General features: G+C 61.0%; 18 protein-coding genes. 11 read left to right on the top strand and 7 right to left on the bottom strand.

Annotated features, from left to right (window positions below; genetic code table 11):
• Positions 1-14 precede the first annotated feature (14 nt).
• Complete coding sequence (gene nifH, locus KHQ24_RS17835; RefSeq protein WP_004203553.1) at positions 15-896, bottom strand: nitrogenase iron protein; 882 nt, start codon at positions 894-896, stop codon at positions 15-17.
• A gap of 404 nt (positions 897-1,300) precedes the next feature.
• Between nifH and nifJ the strand changes: the two genes are divergently transcribed.
• A complete protein-coding gene (gene nifJ / locus KHQ24_RS17830; protein WP_211777380.1) occupies positions 1,301-4,816 on the top strand; it encodes a pyruvate:ferredoxin (flavodoxin) oxidoreductase in 3,516 nt (1,171 codons plus the stop codon).
• A gap of 16 nt (positions 4,817-4,832) precedes the next feature.
• Here nifJ and KHQ24_RS17825 read toward each other — a convergent pair whose 3' ends face one another.
• A complete protein-coding gene (locus KHQ24_RS17825; RefSeq protein ID WP_004203550.1) occupies positions 4,833-5,141 on the bottom strand; it encodes an ArsR/SmtB family transcription factor in 309 nt (102 codons plus the stop codon).
• Between the two features lie 240 nt (positions 5,142-5,381).
• Between KHQ24_RS17825 and fusA the strand changes: the two genes are divergently transcribed.
• The gene (gene fusA, locus KHQ24_RS17820; RefSeq protein WP_211777379.1) at positions 5,382-7,484 is read left to right on the top strand and encodes an elongation factor G; all 2,103 of its coding nucleotides are present in this window, start codon (positions 5,382-5,384) and stop codon (positions 7,482-7,484) included.
• A gap of 199 nt (positions 7,485-7,683) precedes the next feature.
• On the opposite strand, the gene sbcB is transcribed toward fusA, so the two are convergent.
• Positions 7,684-9,108, bottom strand: coding sequence for an exodeoxyribonuclease I (gene sbcB, locus KHQ24_RS17815; RefSeq protein ID WP_131076393.1), 1,425 nt, complete (start codon positions 9,106-9,108; stop codon positions 7,684-7,686).
• 180 nt (positions 9,109-9,288) lie between these two features.
• Between sbcB and dacD the strand changes: the two genes are divergently transcribed.
• From dacD to cobT, 6 genes are all read left to right on the top strand, one after another.
• The gene (gene dacD, locus KHQ24_RS17810) at positions 9,289-10,452 is read left to right on the top strand and encodes a serine-type D-Ala-D-Ala carboxypeptidase DacD (protein ID WP_004203546.1); all 1,164 of its coding nucleotides are present in this window, start codon (positions 9,289-9,291) and stop codon (positions 10,450-10,452) included.
• Between the two features lie 185 nt (positions 10,453-10,637).
• A complete protein-coding gene (gene sbmC / locus KHQ24_RS17805; RefSeq protein WP_017899697.1) occupies positions 10,638-11,111 on the top strand; it encodes a DNA gyrase inhibitor SbmC in 474 nt (157 codons plus the stop codon).
• A gap of 98 nt (positions 11,112-11,209) precedes the next feature.
• The gene (locus tag KHQ24_RS17800) at positions 11,210-12,268 is read left to right on the top strand and encodes an FUSC family protein (protein ID WP_004203544.1); all 1,059 of its coding nucleotides are present in this window, start codon (positions 11,210-11,212) and stop codon (positions 12,266-12,268) included.
• A gap of 167 nt (positions 12,269-12,435) precedes the next feature.
• The gene (locus tag KHQ24_RS17795; RefSeq protein ID WP_002911883.1) at positions 12,436-12,759 is read left to right on the top strand and encodes a DUF496 family protein; all 324 of its coding nucleotides are present in this window, start codon (positions 12,436-12,438) and stop codon (positions 12,757-12,759) included.
• 310 nt (positions 12,760-13,069) lie between these two features.
• Positions 13,070-13,810 carry an adenosylcobinamide-GDP ribazoletransferase gene (gene cobS, locus KHQ24_RS17790; protein ID WP_208692347.1) on the top strand — a complete coding sequence of 247 codons (741 nt, stop codon included), beginning with the start codon at positions 13,070-13,072 and terminating at the stop codon, positions 13,808-13,810.
• A gap of 27 nt (positions 13,811-13,837) precedes the next feature.
• Positions 13,838-14,905, top strand: coding sequence for a nicotinate-nucleotide--dimethylbenzimidazole phosphoribosyltransferase (gene cobT, locus KHQ24_RS17785; protein WP_048325042.1), 1,068 nt, complete (start codon positions 13,838-13,840; stop codon positions 14,903-14,905).
• A gap of 34 nt (positions 14,906-14,939) precedes the next feature.
• Here the strand turns inward: cobT and KHQ24_RS17780 are convergent, their stop codons facing one another.
• On the bottom strand, positions 14,940-16,049 hold the full coding sequence (locus KHQ24_RS17780) for an adenosylhomocysteinase (protein ID WP_004203536.1): 1,110 nt from the start codon (positions 16,047-16,049) through the stop codon (positions 14,940-14,942).
• Positions 16,050-16,247: 198 nt separating this feature from the next.
• Between KHQ24_RS17780 and KHQ24_RS17775 the strand changes: the two genes are divergently transcribed.
• Positions 16,248-16,979 carry an HPP family protein gene (locus KHQ24_RS17775; RefSeq protein ID WP_017899693.1) on the top strand — a complete coding sequence of 244 codons (732 nt, stop codon included), beginning with the start codon at positions 16,248-16,250 and terminating at the stop codon, positions 16,977-16,979.
• Positions 16,980-17,000: 21 nt separating this feature from the next.
• On the opposite strand, the gene KHQ24_RS17770 is transcribed toward KHQ24_RS17775, so the two are convergent.
• Positions 17,001-17,390: a tautomerase family protein gene (locus KHQ24_RS17770; RefSeq protein ID WP_211777378.1), complete on the bottom strand. Its 390-nt coding sequence runs from the start codon at positions 17,388-17,390 to the stop codon at positions 17,001-17,003.
• A gap of 116 nt (positions 17,391-17,506) precedes the next feature.
• Here KHQ24_RS17770 and KHQ24_RS17765 point away from each other — a divergent pair, with 116 nt between their 5' ends.
• Complete coding sequence (locus tag KHQ24_RS17765; protein ID WP_211777377.1) at positions 17,507-18,463, top strand: LysR family transcriptional regulator; 957 nt, start codon at positions 17,507-17,509, stop codon at positions 18,461-18,463.
• Here the strand turns inward: KHQ24_RS17765 and KHQ24_RS17760 are convergent.
• Positions 18,423-19,163 (bottom strand): lipoyl protein ligase domain-containing protein, encoded by a 741-nt coding sequence (locus KHQ24_RS17760; RefSeq protein ID WP_017899690.1) that lies wholly within the window; start codon positions 19,161-19,163, stop codon positions 18,423-18,425. The two genes, KHQ24_RS17765 and KHQ24_RS17760, sit on opposite strands and share 41 nt — an antisense overlap.
• A gap of 26 nt (positions 19,164-19,189) precedes the next feature.
• Positions 19,190-20,509, bottom strand: coding sequence for a shikimate transporter (gene shiA / locus KHQ24_RS17755; protein ID WP_208692343.1), 1,320 nt, complete (start codon positions 20,507-20,509; stop codon positions 19,190-19,192).
• Between the two features lie 304 nt (positions 20,510-20,813).
• Between shiA and KHQ24_RS17750 the strand changes: the two genes are divergently transcribed.
• Positions 20,814-21,311, top strand: a complete 498-nt coding sequence (locus KHQ24_RS17750; RefSeq protein ID WP_017899688.1) for a molybdopterin-dependent oxidoreductase — start codon at positions 20,814-20,816, stop codon at positions 21,309-21,311.
• Positions 21,312-21,317: the final 6 nt, after the last annotated feature.

Here is a 21,317-nt window from a genome sequence, read left to right as displayed (position 1 = left end):
TGAGGATCCTGTACTCAGGCCGCGTTTTCTTCAGCGGCGGTTTTACCAATGATGCTGGTGTCTTCTTCTTCCATGATGCCGAACTCCATCAGCAGCGACTCCAGCTCGTCCATGGTGCAGGGGGTCGGCACTACTTTTTTGGTGTTATTGACGATCTTCTGCGCCAGTTGACGATATTCGTTGGCCTGCTGACAGGTCGGGTCGTACTCGATCACCGTCATCCGGCGGATCTCCGCGCGCTGCACAATGTTGTCGCGGGGAACGAAGTGGATCATCTGGGTGCCAAGCTTCTCCGCCAGGGCGATGATCAGCTCATCTTCGCGGTCGGTTTTACGCGAGTTACAGATCAGGCCGCCGAGGCGTACCTTGCCGGATTTGGCGTACTTCACGATCCCTTTGGAGATATTGTTGGCGGCATACATCGCCATCATCTCGCCGGAGCAGACGATGTAGATCTCCTGGGCTTTGTTTTCGCGGATCGGCATAGCGAAGCCGCCGCAGACCACGTCGCCGAGGACGTCATAGAAGACGAAATCCAGATCTTCTTCATAGGCGCCTTCTTCTTCGAGGAAGTTGATGGCGGTGATCACCCCGCGTCCGGCACAGCCGACGCCTGGCTCCGGGCCGCCGGATTCGGCGCAACGGACATCGCCATAGCCGATTTGCAGCACGTCTTCGAGCTCCAGATCCTCGACCGAGCCCACTTCCGCCGCCATCTCCATAATGGTGTTCTGGGCTTTCGCATGGAGGATCAGACGGGTGGAGTCCGCCTTCGGATCGCAGCCGACGATCATCACTTTCTTACCCATCTCGGCGAGAGCCGCGACGAGATTCTGGGTGGTGGTGGATTTACCGATACCGCCTTTACCGTAGATAGCGCATTGACGCATGGTCATGGTGACTTCTCCTGTTGTTGAGTGTTTGCCAGCAGAGAAGTGCAGGGAACATACCAGCTGTGATTTTTTTATTTAGGTGTTTGATAAATAAGTGATTTTTGTGAACCGGCCGCGCAGGGGGCCTGCGCAAACGGCACAATAACGCCACCAAATGTGCGAAACAGAACAATTTCCCGCCACCGGCCCGGCGCGGCGCTTTGTCGCCTGTTCAACAGCTTGTCGCGCCCTGTGTCTTATTCCCCGCAATTCCGCCGGACGGATCTGCGCCTTTCTTCCCTTAACCTGTTGAATTAATAAGCGACAGGCGGCAATTCGCGAGCTGGCACAGGCTGTGCTTGAAGAGGAAACAGGGTTTGCCGCGGGCTGTCGCGGTAAAGAGAACGCTCACCTTCGAGGATTGAACGATGTCCGGAAACATGAAAACAATGGATGGCAACGCGGCGGCGGCCTGGATCTCCTACGCCTTTACCGACGTGGCGGCCATCTATCCCATCACCCCCTCCACGCCGATGGCGGAAAATGTCGATGAATGGGCCGCTAAGGGGAAAAAGAACCTTTTTGGTCGGCCGGTGCGCCTGATGGAGATGCAGTCTGAAGCCGGCGCCGCCGGGGCGGTGCACGGCGCGCTGCAGGCGGGGGCGCTCACCACCACCTACACCGCGTCGCAGGGGCTGCTGCTGATGATCCCCAATTTATACAAAATCGCCGGGGAGCTGCTGCCGGGCGTCTTTCACGTCAGCGCCCGGGCGCTGGCGACCAATTCGCTGAATATTTTTGGCGACCATCAGGACGTGATGGCGGTGCGCCAGACCGGCTGCGCCATGCTGGTGGAGAATAACGTTCAGCAGGTGATGGACCTGTCGGCGGTGGCGCATCTGGCGGCGATCGCCGGGCGGATACCGTTTATCAACTTCTTCGATGGCTTTCGTACTTCGCACGAAATACAGAAGATCGAGGTGCTGGCGTATGAGCAACTGGCGACGCTGCTGGACCGCCCGGCGCTGGAGCGCTTTCGTCGTCAGGCGCTGCACCCGGATCACCCGGTGATCCGCGGCACCGCGCAAAACCCGGATATCTACTTCCAGGAGCGGGAGGCCGGTAACCGCTTCTACCTCGCGCTGCCCGATCTGGTGGAAAGCTATATGGCGAAGATCACCGCGCTGACCGGGCGGGAATATCACCTGTTTAATTACCACGGCGCGCCGGACGCCGAGCGGGTGATTATCGCCATGGGCTCAGTGTGCGACACCGTCCAGGAGGTGGTGGAGACGCTCAATGCGGCGGGGGAGAAGGTGGGGCTGCTCAGCGTCCATCTCTATCGGCCGTTCTCGCTGGCGCACTTCTTCGCCCAACTGCCCGCCAGCGTGCAGCGCATTGCCGTCCTTGACCGCACCAAAGAGCCGGGGGCGCAGGCGGAACCGCTGTGCCTCGACGTCAAAAACGCCTTCTATCAGCGCGACGATGCGCCGCTGATCGTCGGCGGCCGCTACGCGCTCGGCGGTAAGGACGTGCTGCCCAACGATATCGCCGCGGTGTTTGATAACCTCAGGCAGCCGCTGCCGAAGGACGGCTTTACCCTGGGCATTGTCGATGATGTCACTTTTACCTCGCTGCCCGCCCGGCAGGAACCGCTGGCGGTCTCCCATGCCGGGATCACTGCCTGCAAATTCTGGGGCATGGGCTCGGATGGTACCGTCGGGGCGAACAAAAGCGCCATCAAGATCATCGGCGATAACACGCCGCTCTACGCTCAGGCCTACTTTTCCTACGACTCGAAAAAGTCCGGGGGGATCACCGTCTCACACCTGCGCTTTGGCGATCGGCCGATCACCTCGCCCTACCTGATCCACCGGGCCGATTTTATCGCCTGCTCTCAGCAATCCTATGTCGACCGCTACGACCTGCTGGAGGGGCTGAAGCCGGGGGGCACTTTTCTGCTCAACTGCAGCTGGTCCGAGGCGGAGCTGGAGCAGCACCTGCCGGTCAGCGTCCGGCGCTATCTGGCGCAGGAAAAGATCGACTTTTATACCCTCAACGCGGTGGACATCGCCCGCGAGCTGGGCCTCGGCGGGCGCTTTAACATGCTGATGCAGGCGGCGTTCTTTAAGCTGACGGCCATTATCGATCCGCAAACCGCGGCGGACTATCTCAAGCAGGCGGTGGAGAAAAGCTATGGCAGCAAAGGGGCGAGCGTCATTGAGATGAACCAGCGGGCTATCGAGCTGGGGATGGCGGCGCTGCGTCGGGTGACGGTTCCCGCCCACTGGGCGACCCTCGAGGCGCCGGCGCCGCAGGCGACAACCCTGATGCCGGACTTTATCCGCGATATTCTGCAGCCCATGAACCGCCAGCGCGGCGACCTGCTGCCGGTGAGCGCCTTCGCCGGGATGGAAGACGGCACCTTTCCCTCCGGCACCGCCGCCTGGGAGAAGCGCGGCATTGCCCTGGAGGTGCCGGTCTGGCAGCCCGACGGCTGCACCCAGTGTAACCAGTGCGCTTTCGTCTGCCCGCATGCGGCGATCCGCCCGGCGTTGCTGAGCGCTGAAGAGCAGGACGCGGCGCCCGCCGGGCTGCTGAGCAAACCGGCCCAGGGGGCCAAAGACTACCACTATCATCTGGCTATCTCGCCGCTGGACTGCTCCGGCTGCGGCAACTGTGTGGAGAGCTGCCCGTCGCGCGGCAAGGCGCTGCAGATGGTCTCCCTCGACAGCCAGCGCGCGATGGCCCCGGTCTGGGATTACGCCCTGGGGCTGGCGCCAAAAGACAACCCGTTTCGCAAAACGACGGTCAAAGGCAGCCAGTTCGAAACGCCGCTGCTGGAGTTTTCCGGCGCCTGTGCGGGCTGCGGCGAAACACCCTATGCCCGGCTGATCACCCAGCTGTTTGGCGACCGGATGCTGATCGCCAACGCCACGGGCTGTTCTTCGATTTGGGGCGCCAGCGCGCCTTCAATGCCCTATACCACCAACCACCGCGGCCACGGGCCGGCCTGGGCAAACTCGCTGTTCGAGGATAACGCCGAGTTCGGGCTTGGCATGATGCTTGGCGGCCAGGCGCTCCGCCAACAGATCGCCGAGGAGATGACCCGCGCCCTGGCCCTGCCGGTCAGCGACGCGCTTCACGCCGCGATGCGGCAGTGGCTGGCGCAGCAGGATGAGGGGGAGGGGACCCGCGAACGCGCGGACCGCCTCAGTGCGTTGCTGGCGGCGGAAAAAGAGGGGGTTCCGCTGCTGGAGCAGCTCTGGCAGAACCGTGACTATTTCGTCCGGCGTTCGCAGTGGATCTTCGGCGGCGATGGCTGGGCCTACGATATCGGCTTCGGCGGCCTCGATCATGTGCTGGCCAGCGGGGAAGACGTCAATATTCTGGTGTTTGATACCGAGGTCTACTCCAACACCGGCGGCCAGTCGTCCAAGTCGACCCCGGTGGCGGCGATCGCCAAATTTGCCGCGCAGGGGAAACGCACGCGGAAAAAAGATCTCGGCATGATGGCGATGAGCTACGGCAATGTTTACGTCGCCCAGATCGCCATGGGCGCCGATAAAGATCAGACCCTGCGGGCCATCGCCGAGGCCGAAGCCTGGCCGGGGCCGTCGCTGGTGATCGCCTACGCCGCCTGTATCAACCACGGTCTGAAAGCCGGGATGCGCTGCAGTCAGCGCGAGGCGAAGCGGGCGGTGGAGGCGGGATACTGGCACCTGTGGCGCTATCATCCGCAGCGCGAAGCCGAGGGCAAAACGCCGTTTATACTGGACTCCGAAGAGCCGGAAGAGAGCTTCCGCGACTTTTTGCTCGGCGAGGTGCGCTATGCCGCGCTGCACAAAACCACACCGGATCTGGCGGACGCCCTGTTCCGGCAAACGGAGGACGATGCCCGGGCCCGTTTCAGACAGTATCAGCGGCTGGCGGGGGAGGAGTAGGCTGTCGGTTAGCGATTCATGGCTGCTGCATCACGTTCAGCAGCGTATCCAGCAGGCCGGGAAAACGGGCGTCCAGATCTTCCCGGCGCAGCGAAATCATATTCTCCCGTCCCTGAGGCCGCTGCCAGATCACACCGCTGTCGCGCAGGACGCGCCAGTGGTGGGTCATGGTGGACTTGGCCACCTCTTCCTGACGCAGCGCGTTGCAGCTCTGCTCGCTGCCGTCGGCCAGCGTGCGGATGATCTCCAGTCGCAGCGGGTTGCCGAGCGCGGAAAGGACATTTTCCAGGCGAATTTGTTCTCGTTCGGGGTGATTGGCGATCATAATAATCCTGTGTCGGCGGTGGCGCGGCGCATGGCGGCCGCAGCTCGTATCGGCGGCTGGCGGCTACTATACCCAAACTCCAGGTCTGATGCCACGCGCGCCGCCGCAACCTGACCAATCATAATAATAGTCAAAATAGTTCGAATATACTCGTACAATTGTACTATCATAAGCGGCAGTGAAATGAACTGCGGATCATTCCGACCGCAGACTGACAGTCAAAACGACTAAGGACGCATCATGCCCCGACCCATCCCCCTCGAACGTTATCGCAACATCGGTATCTCCGCGCATATCGATGCCGGTAAAACCACCACCACCGAGCGCATCCTGTTTTACACCGGGATGAGCCATAAGCTGGGTGAAGTACACGATGGCGCGGCAACCACCGACTGGATGGCCCAGGAGCAGGAGCGCGGGATCACCATTACCTCGGCGGCGGTGAGCTGCTTCTGGCCGGGTATGGACCGCAGCTTCGAGCCGCACCGGATCAATATCATCGACACCCCGGGGCACGTGGACTTCACCATTGAGGTGGAACGTTCCATGCGCGTGCTCGACGGCGCGGTGATGGTGTATGACTCCGTCGGCGGGGTGCAGCCCCAGTCGGAGACCGTCTGGCGCCAGGCGAATAAATACCATGTCCCGCGGCTGGCCTTCGTCAACAAGATGGATCGCCCCGGGGCGGATTTCTTCCGCGTGGTGCAGATGATGATCGACCGCCTGAAGGCCAACCCGGTGCCGATTGTCATCCCCATTGGCGCCGAAGAGCATTTCACCGGCGTCGTCGACCTGGTGAAAATGCGCGCCATCCTGTGGGATGACACCACTCAGGGCATGACCTTCAGCTACGGGCCGGTCCCTGACGATCTGCTGGCGACTGCCCGCGAGTGGCGGGAGAAAATGGTCTCGGCGGCGGCGGAAGCCAGCGACGCGCTGATGGATAAATACCTCGAAACCGGCGAGCTGGACGAGGCGGAGATCGTCGCCGGTCTGCGCCAGCGCACGGTGAAGGGCGAAATCCAGGCGGTGCTCTGCGGGAGCGCCTTTAAAAACAAAGGCGTGCAGCGCATGCTCGACGCGGTGGTGGAGCTGATGCCGTCGCCGTTGGATATTCCGGCGATACAGGGCGTGGATGAGAAAGGCCAGCCGGCGGAACGCCATCCGAGCGACGATGAGCCGCTGTCGGCGCTGGCGTTCAAACTGATGACCGACCCCTACGTCGGCCAGCTGACCTTTATCCGCGTCTACTCCGGGATGCTGAAGAAAGGCGATGCGGTGTGGAACCCGGTGAAGGGCAAGAAAGAGCGCATCGGACGTATCGTGCTGATGCAGGCCAACGATCGCCACGAAGTTGACGAACTGCACGCCGGGGATATCGCGGCCTGCGTTGGGCTGAAGGATGTCACTACCGGCGATACGCTATGCGACCCGGATGCGATTATTACCCTTGAGCGCATGGAGTTTCCGGAGCCGGTGATTTCGCTGGCGATTGAGCCGAAGACCAAAGCGGACCAGGAGAAAATGGGCATCGCGCTGCAGCGGCTGGCGGCGGAAGATCCGTCGTTCCGTCTGCATACCGATGAAGAGTCCGGCCAGACGATTATCTCCGGCATGGGCGAGCTGCATCTGGAGATTATTGTCGACCGGATGAAGCGCGAGTTTGGCGTTGAGGCCAACATTGGTCGTCCGCAGGTCACCTACCGCGAAACCCTGCGCAAGAAAGTGACGGACGTGGAAGGCAAATTTGTGCGCCAGTCCGGCGGTAAAGGACAGTACGGGCACGTCGTGCTGACCCTGGAGCCGCTGGAGCCGGGCAGCGGATTCGTCTTCGAGGACGCCACCAAAGGCGGGGTAGTGCCGCGCGAGTACATCCCTTCCGTGGAGAAAGGGCTGCGCGAAGCGATGGGCACCGGCGTGCTGGCGGGCTATCCGGTGGTTGACGTGAAAGCGACCCTGACCTTCGGGTCGTACCACGACGTGGACTCCTCGGAAATGGCGTTCCGCATGGCGGCGATCTTCGGCTTCCGGGAAGGGGCGCGCAAAGCGGACCCGGTGATCCTTGAGCCGGTGATGCACGTGGAGGTGGAGACGCCGGAAGAGTACGCCGGGAATATCATGGGCGATCTCTCTTCCCGTCGCGGGATGGTGCAGGGGATGGAAGAGCGCTTCGGCAGCCAGATCATCCGCGCCGATGTGCCGCTGGCGGAGATGTTTGGTTATTCCACCACGCTGCGCTCGATGTCTCAGGGACGAGCAACCTACAGCATGGAGTTCCACCACTACGCGGAAGCGCCGCGCAACGTAGCGGATGAAATCATCGCCAGCCGTGCGAAAAGTTAAGCCAGTCATCCCGGGTAGCGGCTAGCGCCTTACCCGGGCTACTCTGGTACCAGCGTCCAGGCCCGGTAAGGCGAAGCCGCCACCGGGCAAAAAGGTAAGCACGAACTGGGGAGGCAATGCCCGGCGGCGCTGCGCTTGCGCGGGCCTACGGTCAGGCGTCCTCCCCGGTCATCGTTTGTAGCCCGGGCATGTCCGCCAATCAGACAATATCCTGTGCGTACTGCCACAGCGCCTTCAGCTGCGCCAGCTTCTCTTTATCATCCGCATACTGCTGATACAGCATCTGCAGCTCATCGGCATAGGCCTGCAAAAACTCAGGCGTAAATACCTGACGACGGTGCTCTAACCAGCGCTGCTGCTCATGTTCATCGAGCGTGCCGGGGAAGTTGCGCGCCCGGTAGTTAAACAGCAGGCGTTCGATGCGCTTGTCGGCGAAGGTGATATCCAGCGCCGGCAGATTGCGCGGTTCGGTTTCCAGCACGATTTTCATCGCCGCGCGGTCGGCATCGCTAAAGAACCCATTGTAAAGCTGGGCGTCGACGTTTTCGGACGGCACGAACGGCTCGGCTTCGGCATACACCGCCACCACTTTCTCCCGCACCTGCGGATTCGCCCGCAGCAGCTGGGCATTGTCCAGACAGCGTTGAATGGAGATCCCCAGCCGGTCGGCATCCTGCGGGCGCAGGGTATTGGCCTGGGCCAGCACCGGACATTTGTTCAAATGCACCAGCTTAATCGGTGCTGCCGGCAGATCGCCAAGCTCGGCGCGTGGGGTGTAAAGCCGCTCGCGCAGGGCGTCGGCATCCAGTTCCAGCAGCGGCGCCATATCCCCCGCCAGATCGACCATGATCACCGCATTGCGGTTTTCCGGATGCCAGGCCAGGGGCGCCACCAGGCTGGTGTTGCCGCGCGCGGCGCCGAACATGCCGGAGACATGCACCAGCGGCTTCATCTGCGGCACGTCGATGAGCGTCGCCAGCTTGCGCTTATTGCGGTGGCTGTAGAGATAGTCAAACAGCCGCGGCTGCCGGTTTTTCACCAGCTTCGCCATGGCGATGGTGGCGTAAACGTCGGCCATCGCGTCATGGGCGTTCTGGTGTTCAATACCGTTGGCGACGGTCAGATGTTCAAGCCGGAAGCTCGGCAGACCCTCGTCATTCTCCGGCCAGACGATCCCTTCCGGACGCAGGGCATAGCAGGCGCGCATCACGTCGAGCAGATCCCAGCGCGAGTTATCGTGCTGCCAGCTCCAGGCATAAGGGTCATAGAAGTTGCGATAGAAGATATTCCGCGTCACTTCGTCGTCAAAGCGCACGTTGTTATAACCGACGATGCAGGTCTGCGGCACCGTGAACAGATCGTGGATGCGGCGGGCAAACGCGGCCTCGTTATCCCCTTTGGCCAGCGCTTCCTGCGGGGTGATCCCGGTGATCATCACCGCCTGCGGCTGCGGCAGATAATCGTCAGCGGGCTTGCAGTAAAACACCTCGGGCTCGCCGAGCACGTTTAACTCCGCGTCGGTGCGGATGGCGGCGAACTGCGCCGGCCGGTCGAGGGAAGGGCTGGTGCCGAAGGTTTCATAATCGTGGAATAAAAATCCGGGCTGGTTGACGCTATCTTGCATAGTCTGTTCATTATCCGTGGTGGCGTGCGACCGGTATGGTAAACGATTTGCCCGGTCATCAGAAGGGTAACGGCAAGCAACTTCCTCTGCTGTGTCATATTTTCTTGCAATTAAACCCTGATATGAAACGCGAAGTTCCGTAAAAAGGACGGCGGATCTGTAAATCTAGAGGATATGCCGTTGAAAGGCCGTTTGTTTATTGCTGTATCTTTGCTCGCTTCGAGCGTTTCCTGCGCATTTGCCGTCGACTTACCTGCTACGGTCGCGCCGCCTTCCATTCAGGCTGGCTCCTGGGTGCTGATGGATTACACCACCGGTCAGGTGCTGACCGCGGGTAACGAACATCAGCAGCGTAATCCTGCCAGCCTGACCAAACTGATGACCGGCTACGTGGTCGATCGTGCCATCGACAGCCATCGTATCACCTTTGACGATATCGTCACCGTGGGTAAAGACGCCTGGGCGAAGGGCAACCCGGTGTTCGACGGGTCATCCCTGATGTTCTTAAAGCCAGGGGACCGCGTCAGCGTCCGCGACCTCAGCCGTGGGCTGATTGTCGACTCCGGCAACGACGCCTGCGTCGCGCTGGCCGACTATGTCGCCGGCGGTCAGCCGCAGTTTGTCGCCCTGATGAATCAGTATGTCGAAAAACTGCATCTGCAGGACACCCATTTCGAAACCGTCCACGGCCTCGATGCCCCGGGCCAGCACAGTTCGGCCTATGACCTGGCGGTGCTGTCGCGGGCGATTATCCATGGCGAGCCTGACGTCTACCACATGTACAGCCAGAAAAGCCTGACGTGGAACGGCATTACTCAGCAAAACCGTAACGGTCTGCTGTGGGATAAAACCATGAACGTCGATGGCCTGAAAACCGGCCACACATCGGGCGCCGGGTTCAACCTGATCGCCTCGGCGGTGGACGGTCAGCGCCGGCTGATCGCCGTGGTGATGGGGGCCGACAGCCCGAAAGGCCGCGAGCAGCAGGCCGCTAAACTGCTGCACTGGGGGCAGCAGAACTTCGACACCGTGCAGGTGCTGCAGAAGGGGCAGAAGGTCGGCACTGAGCGCATCTGGTACGGCGATAAAGAGCAGATTAAGCTCGGCACCGATCAAGATTTCTGGTTAGCGCTGCCGAAGGCGGAAGTATCGCGGATTAAGGCGAAATACGTGCTGGATAAAAAGGATCTGGAGGCGCCGATCGCCGCCAATCAGCGGGTCGGCGAGATTTCGCTGTATGACGGCGACAAGGTCGTGGGCCACTATCCGCTGGTCACCCTCGAAAGCATTAATAAAGGCGGGGTATTCTCGCGAATGAGCGATTACCTGCACCACGAGCTGTAACCATGATAACCGCCTCTTTGCAGGCGGTTTTTTTTCGGCTACCGCCCGGCAGACGCGGCGACAAAATCGCCGTTTTTTTCATCAGCCGCAATGGCGACTCTGTGAATTCGCGCACATACTGAGGGGGGATCTCCTGCTAGATTAACTGTACATTTATACAGTAATATGTTCACGAAGGAGGCAAGATGAACTACAGCGTCACCACCCTCGGCAAGAAAACCATTGCCGGTTTCCATCTGGTCGGGCCCTGGGATCAAACCGTCAAGCAGGGGTTTGAGCAACTGATGATGTGGGTTGAGAACCATCAGGTGCCCGCCCGCGAGTGGCTTGCCGTCTACTACGATAACCCGGAGGACGTGCCAGCGGAAAAACTACGCTGCGCCACCGTGGTCGCCGTTGACGAGGATTACGTCATTCCCGCCAACAGCGAAGGGGTGATACTGGCGGCGATTGCCGGCGGGGATTACGCCTGCGCCCGCGCGCGAGTGGTGGATTACGATTTTGCTACCCCGTGGATGCAGTTTTTCGACAGTCTGCTGCAGAGCACAACGCATCGCGTGGCCCCCAGGCCCTGTTTTGAGATCTATCTCAACGATGGCAACCATGACGGCTACTGGGATATCGACATGTATGTCCCCGTTGAGCGCGTTGCGTCGTAGCGGTTTACCCCTGTTCCGGACAAGGATTTTTACATTCCCGGCATGCTCCGGGCGAAAAAGCAGTTACAATTGGCCTTTTCGTTTTGCCGGAGAGGGTTGTGCGCGCTGATAAATCACTCAAGCCATTTGAGATCCGCTTGTATCGCCATTATCGGGTGGTGCATGGTGTGCGGATTGCGCTGGCCTTTGTGCTCACCTTTTTGCTGGTGCGGCTGCTGAACGTGCCCGAGGGGACCTGGCCTCTTATTACCCTGGTGGTGGTGATGGGGCCGATCTCCTTCTGGGGCAACGTCGTGCCGCGGGCGTTTCAGCGCATCGGCGGCACGATCCTCGGCTCGGCGCTGGGGCTGGTGGCGCTGAAGCTTGAGCTTATCTCCCTGCCGCTGATGGTCCTCTGGTGCGCGGCGGCAATGTTCCTCTGCGGCTGGCTGGCGCTGGGCAAGAAACCCTATCAGGCGCTGCTGATCGGCATTACCCTGTCGGTGGTGGTCGGGGCGCCGCCCGGCGATATGCATACCGCGCTGTGGCGAAGCGGCGACGTGATCTTCGGCTCGCTGCTGGCAATGTTGTTTACCGGTATCTGGCCGCAGCGGGCGTTTATCCACTGGCGTATCCAGATGGCCAGCTACGTCACCAACTTCAACCGCCTCTACCAGGCCGGCTTCTCGCCAAATCTGGTGGATCGGCCGCGGCTGGAAAAACATCTTCAGCAGGCGCTCAACGACGTCGTCAAAATGCGCGGGCTGATCACTCCCGCCAGCAAAGAGACGCATATCCAGAAGGCGATCTTCGAGGCTATCCAGACCGTCAGCCGCAACCTCGTGTGCATGCTGGAGCTGCAGATCAACGCCTGGTGGGCAACCCGTCCGGGTCACTTCGTGATGCTCAATGCGCACACCCTGCGCGAGACGCAGCAGATGACCCAGCAGACGCTGTTGGCCATCGCCCACGCGCTGTACGAAGGAAACCCTCAGCCTGTGCGCGCCAACAATGAAAAGCTGAATGAGATTGTCCTCGAACTGCGCCAGCTGATGAAAGAGCAGGGGGACGACAGCCTGGCGGAAACCCCGATCCATGGCTATGTTTGGCTCTCTATTGAACTGGCACGCCAGCTGGAGCTGCTGTCGCATCTGATCTGCCGCGCATTGCGCAAATAAGCACCAGATGCGCCGGGTAACTGCATGGGTTGTTTCGATTCAGCAGCGTTTAGGGTTATGATAAACGCAAAGGAAAAAACATTGTCATCAGCGACTGCTAGCAGTTATGTTAGCCCTATAACGCAGTCGCTTTACGAATCCGAATCTCAATTATTAGGGGTGTAAAAATGGAAACAACTAAGCCTTCTTTCCAGGACGTACTGGAGTTTGTTCGTCTGTACCGTCGTAAGAACAAACTGCAGCGTGAAATTCAGGACGTTGAGAAAAAGATCCGTGATAACCAGAAGCGCGTTCTGCTGCTGGACAACCTCAGCGACTACATCAAGCCGGGCATGAGCGTGGAAGCCATCCAGGGCATCATCGCCAGCATGAAGAGCGATTACGAAGACCGCGTTGATGACTACATCATCAAGAATGCCGAGCTGTCCAAAGAGCGTCGCGACATCTCCAAAAAACTGAAAGTGATGGGCGAAGCCAAAGTCGAAGGCTAATGCCTGCTGTCCGGCGGCGGTCAGCGTCGCCGGGCTGTTCTGCACTACCAGCTCCTGTCTCTTTTTCTGCGAAAACTTTGTCCCGGCAACTGCCTCTCCTCACCGACTCTTTGCTATACTGCCCCGCGAAAACGTATTGATATCGGAAAGGTTTCTCTCATCCTGGCCGGGCATCTGACGCAGCGGCGTCAGGGCGATATCTCAACACCTCTCACCTCTCCGACGATCGATTCGCCAGAAGACAAACTCAGGTGCTGACCGGGCGCGACAGAACTCTTCCGCTGCTTTCGCCGACAGGAGTCAACCCCACGTGATTAAGTCATTCTTTGCTGCACTCTCGTTTATCAGCCGTCTGCCGGTCCCGGCGCGGTTATCCCAGGGCCTGGAGATCGAACAGTACCAGCGCAGTATCGTTACCTTCCCGCTGGTCGGTTTACTGCTCGGCGCCATCGCCGGCGCGGTGGTGTACCTCCTGCAGCCATGGTGCGGCGTCCCGCTGGCGGCGCTGTTCGGCGCGCTGGCGCTGGCGCTGCTCACCGGCGGATTTCATCTTGACGGGCTGGCCGATACCTGCGACGGCATCTTCTCCGCCCGCACCCGCGATCGGATGCTGGAGATCATGCGCGACAGCCGGCTGGGGACCCACGGCGGTCTGGCGCTGATTTTTGTGCTGGTGGCCAAGGTGCTGGTGGTCGGCGAACTGCTGCTGCGCGATGTCAACCCCATCGCGGCGCTGGCGGCGGCCTGCGCCGTCGGTCGCGGGATGGCGGTACTGCTGATGTATCGCCATCGCTATGCGCGGGAAAAAGGGTTGGGCAATCTGTTTATTGGCAAGATTAGCCTGCAGCAGACGCTAACGACGTTGGCGATAGCGATCGCGCTGGCCACCGCCCTGCTGGGGCTGCAGGGGCTGCGCGCCGCGCTGATCGCCCTGGTGCTGATCGGGGGCCTGGGGTGGGTGCTGAAGCGCACCCTCGGCGGGCAGACCGGGGATACCCTCGGAGCGGCGATCGAGCTGGGCGAATTATTCTTTTTACTGGCGCTACTGTAAGGCCTGGCATCCACGGTGAGGAATAGAATGGAAACACTTTCGGCGTTACTGGCTGCCATTCCGCAGCCCGATGTGGCGGGCATGGCGCGCGCGCAGCAGCATATTGATGGCCTGTTAAAGCCGCCCGGCAGCCTTGGTCGTCTGGAGAGCCTGGCGGTGCAGCTGGCCGGTCTGCCGGGGCTGCAGGGGCAGCTGGCGCTGAGCGATAAAGCCATCGTGGTCATGTGCGCCGACCATGGCGTCTGGCATGAAGGCGTGACCCCTTCGCCGCAGGCGGTGACGGCCATTCATGCCGGCAATATGGTACGGGGCAACACCGGGGTTTGCGTGCTGGCGGCGCAGGCTGGGGTGAGAGTGGAGGTGGTGGATGTCGGCATCGACGCCGAGCCGCTGCCGGGCCTGATCAACCTCAAGGTGGCCCGCGGTAGCGGGAATATCGCCCGGACGGCGGCGATGAGCCGTCAGCAGGCGGAGACGGTGCTGCTGGCCAGCATGCATTTCACCCGCCAGCTCGCCGCCGACGGAGTGAAAGTCTTTGGCGTGGGAGAGCTGGGGATGGCCAATACCACCCCGGCGGCAGCGACGATCAGCGTCCTGACCGGCAGCGACCCCGACGCGGTGGTGGGCTGCGGGGCCAATCTGCCGCTGGCGCAGCGGGGCCATAAGGTGGCGGTGGTGCGCCAGGCGATCGCTTATAACCAGCCGAACCCGGCGGACGGGCTGGACGTGCTGGCGAAGGTGGGCGGTTTTGATCTGGTGGGCATGACCGGGGTGATCCTCGGGGCGGCTTCCTGCGGTCTGCCGGTGGTGCTGGATGGTTTCCTCTCCTACGCTTCGGCTCTGGCGGCCTGCCGCATGGCCCCGGCGGCGCACCCGTATCTTATCCCTTCGCACCTGTCGGCGGAGAAAGGGGCGCGGATCGCCCTCGACGCGCTGGGTCTGCGCCCGTATCTCGATATGGACATGCGCCTGGGGGAGGGCAGCGGCGCCGCGCTGGCCATGCACCTGCTGGATGCCGCCAGTGCAATGTACCATCAGATGGGGACCCTGGCGCAGAGCAACATTGTGCTGCCCGATAGCGCGCCAGCGTCCTGATGATAAAGCGCATCGTTTCGACGATGCGCCGGGTTTACAGCGCCTGCTGCCAGACCGCCTGCGGTAGCAGGTAAACCTGCGCCGGGGCGCGCATACCGTCGCTGACAATATGACCGATACCGCTGGCCATCACCGCCAGGGTGACGTCAAAGGCGTTCAGGCTGTCGCCGAAGCCGGCGGTCAGGTTGAGCATCGAGCCATTGGCCATCAGGTAGACGGTTTTGTCAGCCATGCGGTAGGCGTTGATATACGGCATCACCTCTTCCTGAGGATACTGGCGCAGGTATTCGCCGTCGATCTCTTCCGCCACGTGGCCGACGTTAAGGATAAACACTCCCGCTTTCGCCCGGTCCAGCGCCTGGCGATTAACCACGTTTTTACCGCCTGTCGCCGTGGCGACCACGTCCGCCGAGGCGATAGCCTCCTGGAGATCGACCACGTGCCAGCCGTCATAGGCCGCCTGCAGTCGACGGGCAGGATCGATCTCCGCCACCATCACCTGGCCGCCAAAAGCTTTTGCCGCCGCCGCGACGCCCTGGCCAACCAGGCCGTAGCCGATGACCAGCACTTTTTTCTCATGCAGGGTGAGATGAGTGGTCTGGAAGAAGGTATGCCAGGCGGTGAGTCCGACCATATGGCGGTTATGCAGCCCCTCTTTGACCGGCAGATCGTCCCAGTTAAAGATCGGATAGCCGGGCTGAATATCCCCCAGCCGATTGACGCCGGAGCCGGTGGCTTCCAGACCCGCCACGATGTTGCCGAACTCGCCGCGCTGGTGGAGGAGGGTGGTGATATCGGCTCCCATTTCGCACAGATGAGTCGGCTGCCAGGCGATCGCTTTTTCCCATGACTGTTGCCAGTCGGCATCGCTCATATTGCGCCAGGCGCAGGCCTCGGCGCCACGCTCCACCAGCCAGGCCACCACGTCGTCCTGCACGGTGGTGGGGTTACAGGTTGTTAAAAAGACCTGAGCGCCCTTGTCGAGGATCCCCTGCACCAGCGGGATCATTTTCATGTCGAGGTGCATACAGCAGGCCAGGCGGACGCCGCTGAGGTCGGGCAGGGCGGCGACCTGGCGCAGGGTACGCGGCATATTCTGGCTGGCCCATGCCACTTCTTTCGCTAAAGAGATTTTATTATTCACTGGGTTATGACCTTCAGTTCGCAAAGGGGTATCTCCCTGACAGAAAAGGGATTCTATCAGTCCGGGCGAGAATTCACAGCCCTGTGCCGCCTGGAAATCGCCGCCCGTGCGATCCCCTGCGAAATACAGGGTTGTTAATGTAAGGTTAAAAAAAGAAAATAAAATATAAGTTATTCCTATGATCTGAGCGATAAAGCGATGTTGAGTGTCATTCCCGCGGGCCTGTTTTCACGGCTGCGGATTTTCCTTGGGCGGTTGAAGCCGCATGCGCTGCCGGTGGCTCGACGGCATATTGTGCTGGGATCCATCGGCGCCGGCACCGGCCTGGCGGTGACCAGCATGTTCAGCCACTGGCTGCTGGGCGAAGTTAACCTGTGGTTTATTGCTCCCATGGGCGCCTCGGCGGTACTCCTGTTTGGCGTGCCGAGCAGTCCGCTGGCGCAGCCGTGGTCGATTGTCGGCGGCAATGTGCTGTCGGCGCTGATCGGCGTCACGGTGGGTATGCTGGTGCCCGACCCGGCGCTGGCCTGCGGGCTGGCGGCGGCGCTGGCCATCGCCGGGATGTATTTTCTGCGCTGCCTGCATCCTCCCGGCGGCGCGGTGGCCCTGACGGCGATCCTCGGCGGCGCCGGGGTGCACAGCGAAGGCTATCACTTTGTGCTGACGCCGGTGCTGCTCAACTCCCTGATGCTGGCGCTGCTGGCCATCGTGTTTAACAATCTGGTTGGCCGCCGCTACCCCCATCCGCTGGCGGCAGAGGAGGTCAAATCCCGGACGGTGCCGCTGGGCATTTCGGTTACCCGGGAAGATATTCACGCCGCGCTGCTGGAAGGACAGTTCCTCGATATTGACGAAGACGATGTCCAGGAACTGCTGGAAAATATCGAACAGCAGGCGCGCCAGCGCATCGCGGCGGCTGGCCGCCGCTGACAGCGCTCTCCCGGCCGCGGGTTAAAGATCGCCGGTAAGATACTGGGCGACCCCGCGGCCAAAGCTCCAGTCGCCTTTCTGGTTGCTGATAATCGACACCATCAGATCATCGCCGCTCAGGCCGCAGTGTTCCGCCAGCTCCTCCTCCAATATGGCGAAGAAGCGCTGCTTCTGCGCGTCGCTGCGCGGGCTGGTATAGACCCGCACCACCACCAGATCCCGCGTGCGGGTCAGTCCGAGGGCGGTATCTTCAATCACCATATGGTGGACTTTGTTTTCGTGAACAATCTGGTAGCGGTCGCGTTCCGGTACCTCGAAGGCGCGCAGCACGGCGCGATGAGCGGCATCCAGCAGGGTTCTGATCTCCTGTTCCGTACGGCCTTCTATCAGGTCAAATGTCAGTAATGGCATGCAGGTGTTCCTTATCGTTAGGCAATAATCGCGGTCTGATAAAGATGCTAGCCGATGCCGTCGCGGGCAAAAACCGCTATAGTTGAATACATTGTTTTTACTGGTGAACAATCAACATGAGCGAGAGTCGTCCGGAGAGTTACTGGGCCCATCTCTACTGGCTGACGGTGCTGGAAGAGCAGAAAAGCTATACCCGGGCCGCGGAAAAGCTGGGGATCAGCAAGTCGGCCATCAGCCAGAAAATCAGCGAGCTGGAGCGGGTGACCGGTAAAACACTGGTCCATCGCACCACCCGCAGCGTCAGCCTCAGCGACGACGGGCTGCGGCTGGTGGCGGAGCTCAATGAGCCGTTTGGCCAGCTGCGGGATATTTTCACCGGCGCTTGCGATGAGGGCGGGCCGTTGCGGGGGACGCTGCGCCTGACCGCGCCGGTGGCTTTTTCCCGTCAACAGCTGGTGCCGGCGATCGCGCCGTTTTTGCATCAGCATCCCCAGCTGCATCTGCAGCTGGAGGTGACCGACCGGCTGGTCTCTCTCGGCAGCGAAGGGTTCGACCTCGCCATCCGCCACTGTCGGCGCGAGGCGCTCCCGGACACCCACGTCGCCTGGCCGCTGTGCCACACCGCGACGCTGATCGTCGCGTCCGCCGACTATATCCTTCGCCATGGCCGCCCGGAGACGCCTGACGATCTGCGTCATCACCAGTGCCTGACCTATCCCCGTGGGCCCCAGCGCCCGCAGTGGACGTTTGCCTCCCGCCAGACGCCCGATGAACGGGTGACCATCAACGTGCAGGGGCCGTTCGCCACCAACAACAGCGAGTCGCTGCGCGATGCGGTGCTGGCGGGGTTGGGGGTGGCGCTGCTGCCGGATTTTAGCGCCCGGGAGGCCATCGGCCGCGGGCTGGTGCAGGAGCTGCTGCCGGCGTGGCAGCCGGTGGAGGTGTTCGCCGATCGGCTGTACGTCATCCGGCCCTATGCTCCGCGGGTGTCGCACGCGGTGGAGACATTCAGCCGCTACCTGAAAGCGACCTTCAGCGAGCCGCGTCCAGCTCCCGCGCCAGCGCCTCGCTGAATCGGGGGAGCAGATGGCGCTCGCCGGGAAGCAACTGCGCCAGGGTGACGGTTTTGTCGGCGCGGTAGACCCGCCCGCTGCCGAGCTGCGCTTCGAAGGCGTTCGCCGCCTGATGCGCCGCGCTAAGGTCGGCGTCAATAAGGATCACCGCATGGGCCAGCACCACATGGCCGCCGCTCGCCGTCAGCGGCCGCCAGTACTGGGCGGTACCGACAATCTTACGCGCCGCCTCTCCCTCCCCGCAGGCGAGGTTATACCGGCCATCGCAAAAGGAACCGCTCACCGCCCGGGGGTGGCTGGCAACGCCGAAGCGCGCGAGGGTGCGCTGCAGCACAGCGCACAGCGAGTGATAGATGGGTTCGGCGGCTTCGCCGAGCGGCTGCTGCACCGGCCAGGCGAGGCTGAGGTTGATAATCCCCGGCCCCTGGGGCACCAGACCGCCCCCGGAGCGGCGGAGCCATACCGGCCAGCCCCGCGCGGCAAAATGCGCGCTGACCGCCGGCAGGTCCGCAAACTGACGATAGCTCCCCGGCACCACGAATCCCTGCGGCGCCTGCCAGAGCTGGGCGACGGCCTCGCCGGCGCAGGCTTTGGCAAACAGCGGCTGTTCTGCCAGGGTGGGGTCCTCGCAAAACTGCAGCGCCAGCGAGGCGGGGGTAAAGCGGCGTGGCCAGCAGTCGGCCAGAGGCAATAAAGACATGCATTCTCCTTACCGGAGGGCGCGGGTCAGTCGACGGTATGTTTTTTCATCAGCAGCGCGGTGAGTGCTGACAGCAGGCATCCCGCGGTCAGATAGAGGGCCACGCTGTGCCAGGCTCCCCCGGAGAAGGTGACCAGCGCCGCGGCGATAAACGGCGTAAAGCCGCCGCCGACTACGCTCGCTACCTGGTAGCCGACGCCGGCGCCGCTATAGCGATAGCTGGCGCCGAACAGCTCGGTAAACATCGGCTGCTGGACGCAGACCACCATATCATGAGCGATATTGGCCAGCATCAGGGCGAAGAACAGGATCCAGAAAACGGACTGACTCTCCAGCGCCATAAAGAACGGGAAACCGCTCAGCGTGCCGATTAGCGCCCCGGTAATGTAGATCCGCCGACGGCCAAAACGGTCCGCCAGCCAGGCGAAGCAGGGGATAGTCAGACAGCTGAGGCCGCCCACCAGCAGGCCGATGTTGAGAAACAGCTCACGCGGCAGGCCGAGGTTTTGCGTTGAGTAATTGAGGGCGAAGGCGGTAACGATATACATGGTCAGCAGTTCGCACAACCGCAGGGCAATAATCAGTAAAAACGCCCCGGGATGGCGAAGCAGGGCTTCCACCACCGGCAGCCGCTTTTTCACCTGCGGCGCGTTGGCCTGGCTCTGCTGGGCCTCAAACTCCTGCGATTCGGCCATACCGTTACGGATCCACAGCGCAATCAGGACCAGCGCCACGCTGAACAGGAAGGGTAAGCGCCAGCCCCAGCTGAGAAACTGCTCGTCGGTGGTCAGGCTGCTGATCAGCGATACCAGCCCGGTGGAGAGCAGCAGGCCGACGCCGTAGCCCACCTGCACGCCGCTGCTGTAAAAGGCTTTTTTTCCCTTCGGAGCGTTCTCCACCGAGAGCAGCGCCGCGCCGCCCCATTCGCCGCCGACGGCAAAGCCCTGAACCGCCCGCAGGAATACCAGCAGCACCGGCGCCCACCAGCCGATCTGGCTGAACGACGGGAGCAGGCCGATGCAGGCGGTGGCGATACCCATCATCCAGACGGTCATCATCAGCATCCGCTTGCGCCCGAGACAGTCGCCGAAGTGGCCAAAGATAATCCCGCCCAGCGGGCGAAAAAGAAACCCGACGCCGAAGGTGGCAAATGCGGCAAGGGTGCCCATCGCCGGGCTGATTTGCGGGAAAAATTCGCGGTTGAACACCAGCGCGGCGGTAATGCCATAGAGAAGAAAATCGTACCAGTCGACCACGGCGCCGGCAAAGCTGCCCCATGCCGCCCGCCGGGCCCGATGCAGCGAATCCGGCGCCTCGTCGGGCTGCACGCTTATTGTTGAATCCATACCCTGTCCTGTCAGTCACATATTCGTTGTTATTGGAATGAGACGCTTTTAGCATTGCGTCTGCTCTGAGACTACCGCGCGGCGGCCGTGGAGGAAAGTAGTTTGCCTGCTAAGCGGAGAACTGGTGCAAAAATAAGCGGCCGGAAAGGCGGGCGAAATCACACCCTTTACTAAACATTCTGGCAATTTGCCAGCCAGCTTATACTTTTAATTAAATCAACGGATAACAAAGAGGAGCACCTTTTAAGAATTGACGTAAATGGTTTACACTTAACATGTCTCCTTCTCTGGAATGGTGAGTTAAATGCGTCTACTTCTTGCAGTTTTATTTTGTTCTGTCATGTTGCCTTCTGCTTATGCTGAAAAACTGCCTGCGCCGACAGGAAAACCTGTACTGACCATTTCCGGGAAAATCGGAAATACGAATGTCGGTGACAAGGCGGTTTTTGATCTCGCGATGCTGGAAAAACTGGGTATGAAGACGGTGGAAACCACCACCCCCTGGTACACCGGGAAGGTCCGTTTTGATGGCATTCCCCTTAATAAACTCATGGATTTAGTCGGCGCTAAAGGCCAATCCGTCCGCGTGCTGGCGCTCAACGACTACACCACCCTTATCCCGATGGACGATTTTTATAAATTCCCGGTCATTATGGCGTTAAAAATGAACGGCGAATATATGCGCGTTCGGGATAAAGGCCCGTTATTTATCGTCTACCCTTACGACAGCAGTGCTGAATTACAGAACCAGATCTATTATTCCCGATCGGCCTGGCAAGTTTCTAAGATTATTATAGAGTAAGGGTTG

It is taken from the genome of Klebsiella sp. 54 (assembly GCF_018223875.1).
Classification (GTDB): Bacteria; Pseudomonadota; Gammaproteobacteria; order Enterobacterales; family Enterobacteriaceae; genus Klebsiella; species Klebsiella quasipneumoniae.
This window is presented reverse-complemented; position numbering and strand designations above follow the sequence as displayed.

Excerpts from the sequence above, each read along its gene's own strand:
- KHQ24_RS17765 (WP_211777377.1), top strand. The coding sequence starts at position 17,507 with ATGAGCGAGAGTCGTCCGGAGAGTTACTGGGCCCATCTCTACTGGCTG.
- KHQ24_RS17825 (WP_004203550.1), bottom strand. The coding sequence starts at position 5,141 with ATGATCGCCAATCACCCCGAACGAGAACAAATTCGCCTGGAAAATGTC.
- KHQ24_RS17770 (WP_211777378.1), bottom strand. The coding sequence starts at position 17,390 with ATGCCATTACTGACATTTGACCTGATAGAAGGCCGTACGGAACAGGAG.
- shiA (WP_208692343.1), bottom strand. The coding sequence starts at position 20,509 with ATGGATTCAACAATAAGCGTGCAGCCCGACGAGGCGCCGGATTCGCTG.
- KHQ24_RS17760 (WP_017899690.1), bottom strand. The coding sequence starts at position 19,163 with ATGTCTTTATTGCCTCTGGCCGACTGCTGGCCACGCCGCTTTACCCCC.
- nifJ (WP_211777380.1), top strand. The coding sequence starts at position 1,301 with ATGTCCGGAAACATGAAAACAATGGATGGCAACGCGGCGGCGGCCTGG.
- KHQ24_RS17795 (WP_002911883.1), top strand. The coding sequence starts at position 12,436 with ATGGAAACAACTAAGCCTTCTTTCCAGGACGTACTGGAGTTTGTTCGT.
- cobT (WP_048325042.1), top strand. The coding sequence starts at position 13,838 with ATGGAAACACTTTCGGCGTTACTGGCTGCCATTCCGCAGCCCGATGTG.
- KHQ24_RS17775 (WP_017899693.1), top strand. The coding sequence starts at position 16,248 with ATGTTGAGTGTCATTCCCGCGGGCCTGTTTTCACGGCTGCGGATTTTC.
- nifH (WP_004203553.1), bottom strand. The coding sequence starts at position 896 with ATGACCATGCGTCAATGCGCTATCTACGGTAAAGGCGGTATCGGTAAA.
- sbcB (WP_131076393.1), bottom strand. The coding sequence starts at position 9,108 with ATGCAAGATAGCGTCAACCAGCCCGGATTTTTATTCCACGATTATGAA.
- sbmC (WP_017899697.1), top strand. The coding sequence starts at position 10,638 with ATGAACTACAGCGTCACCACCCTCGGCAAGAAAACCATTGCCGGTTTC.
- KHQ24_RS17750 (WP_017899688.1), top strand. The coding sequence starts at position 20,814 with ATGCGTCTACTTCTTGCAGTTTTATTTTGTTCTGTCATGTTGCCTTCT.
- fusA (WP_211777379.1), top strand. The coding sequence starts at position 5,382 with ATGCCCCGACCCATCCCCCTCGAACGTTATCGCAACATCGGTATCTCC.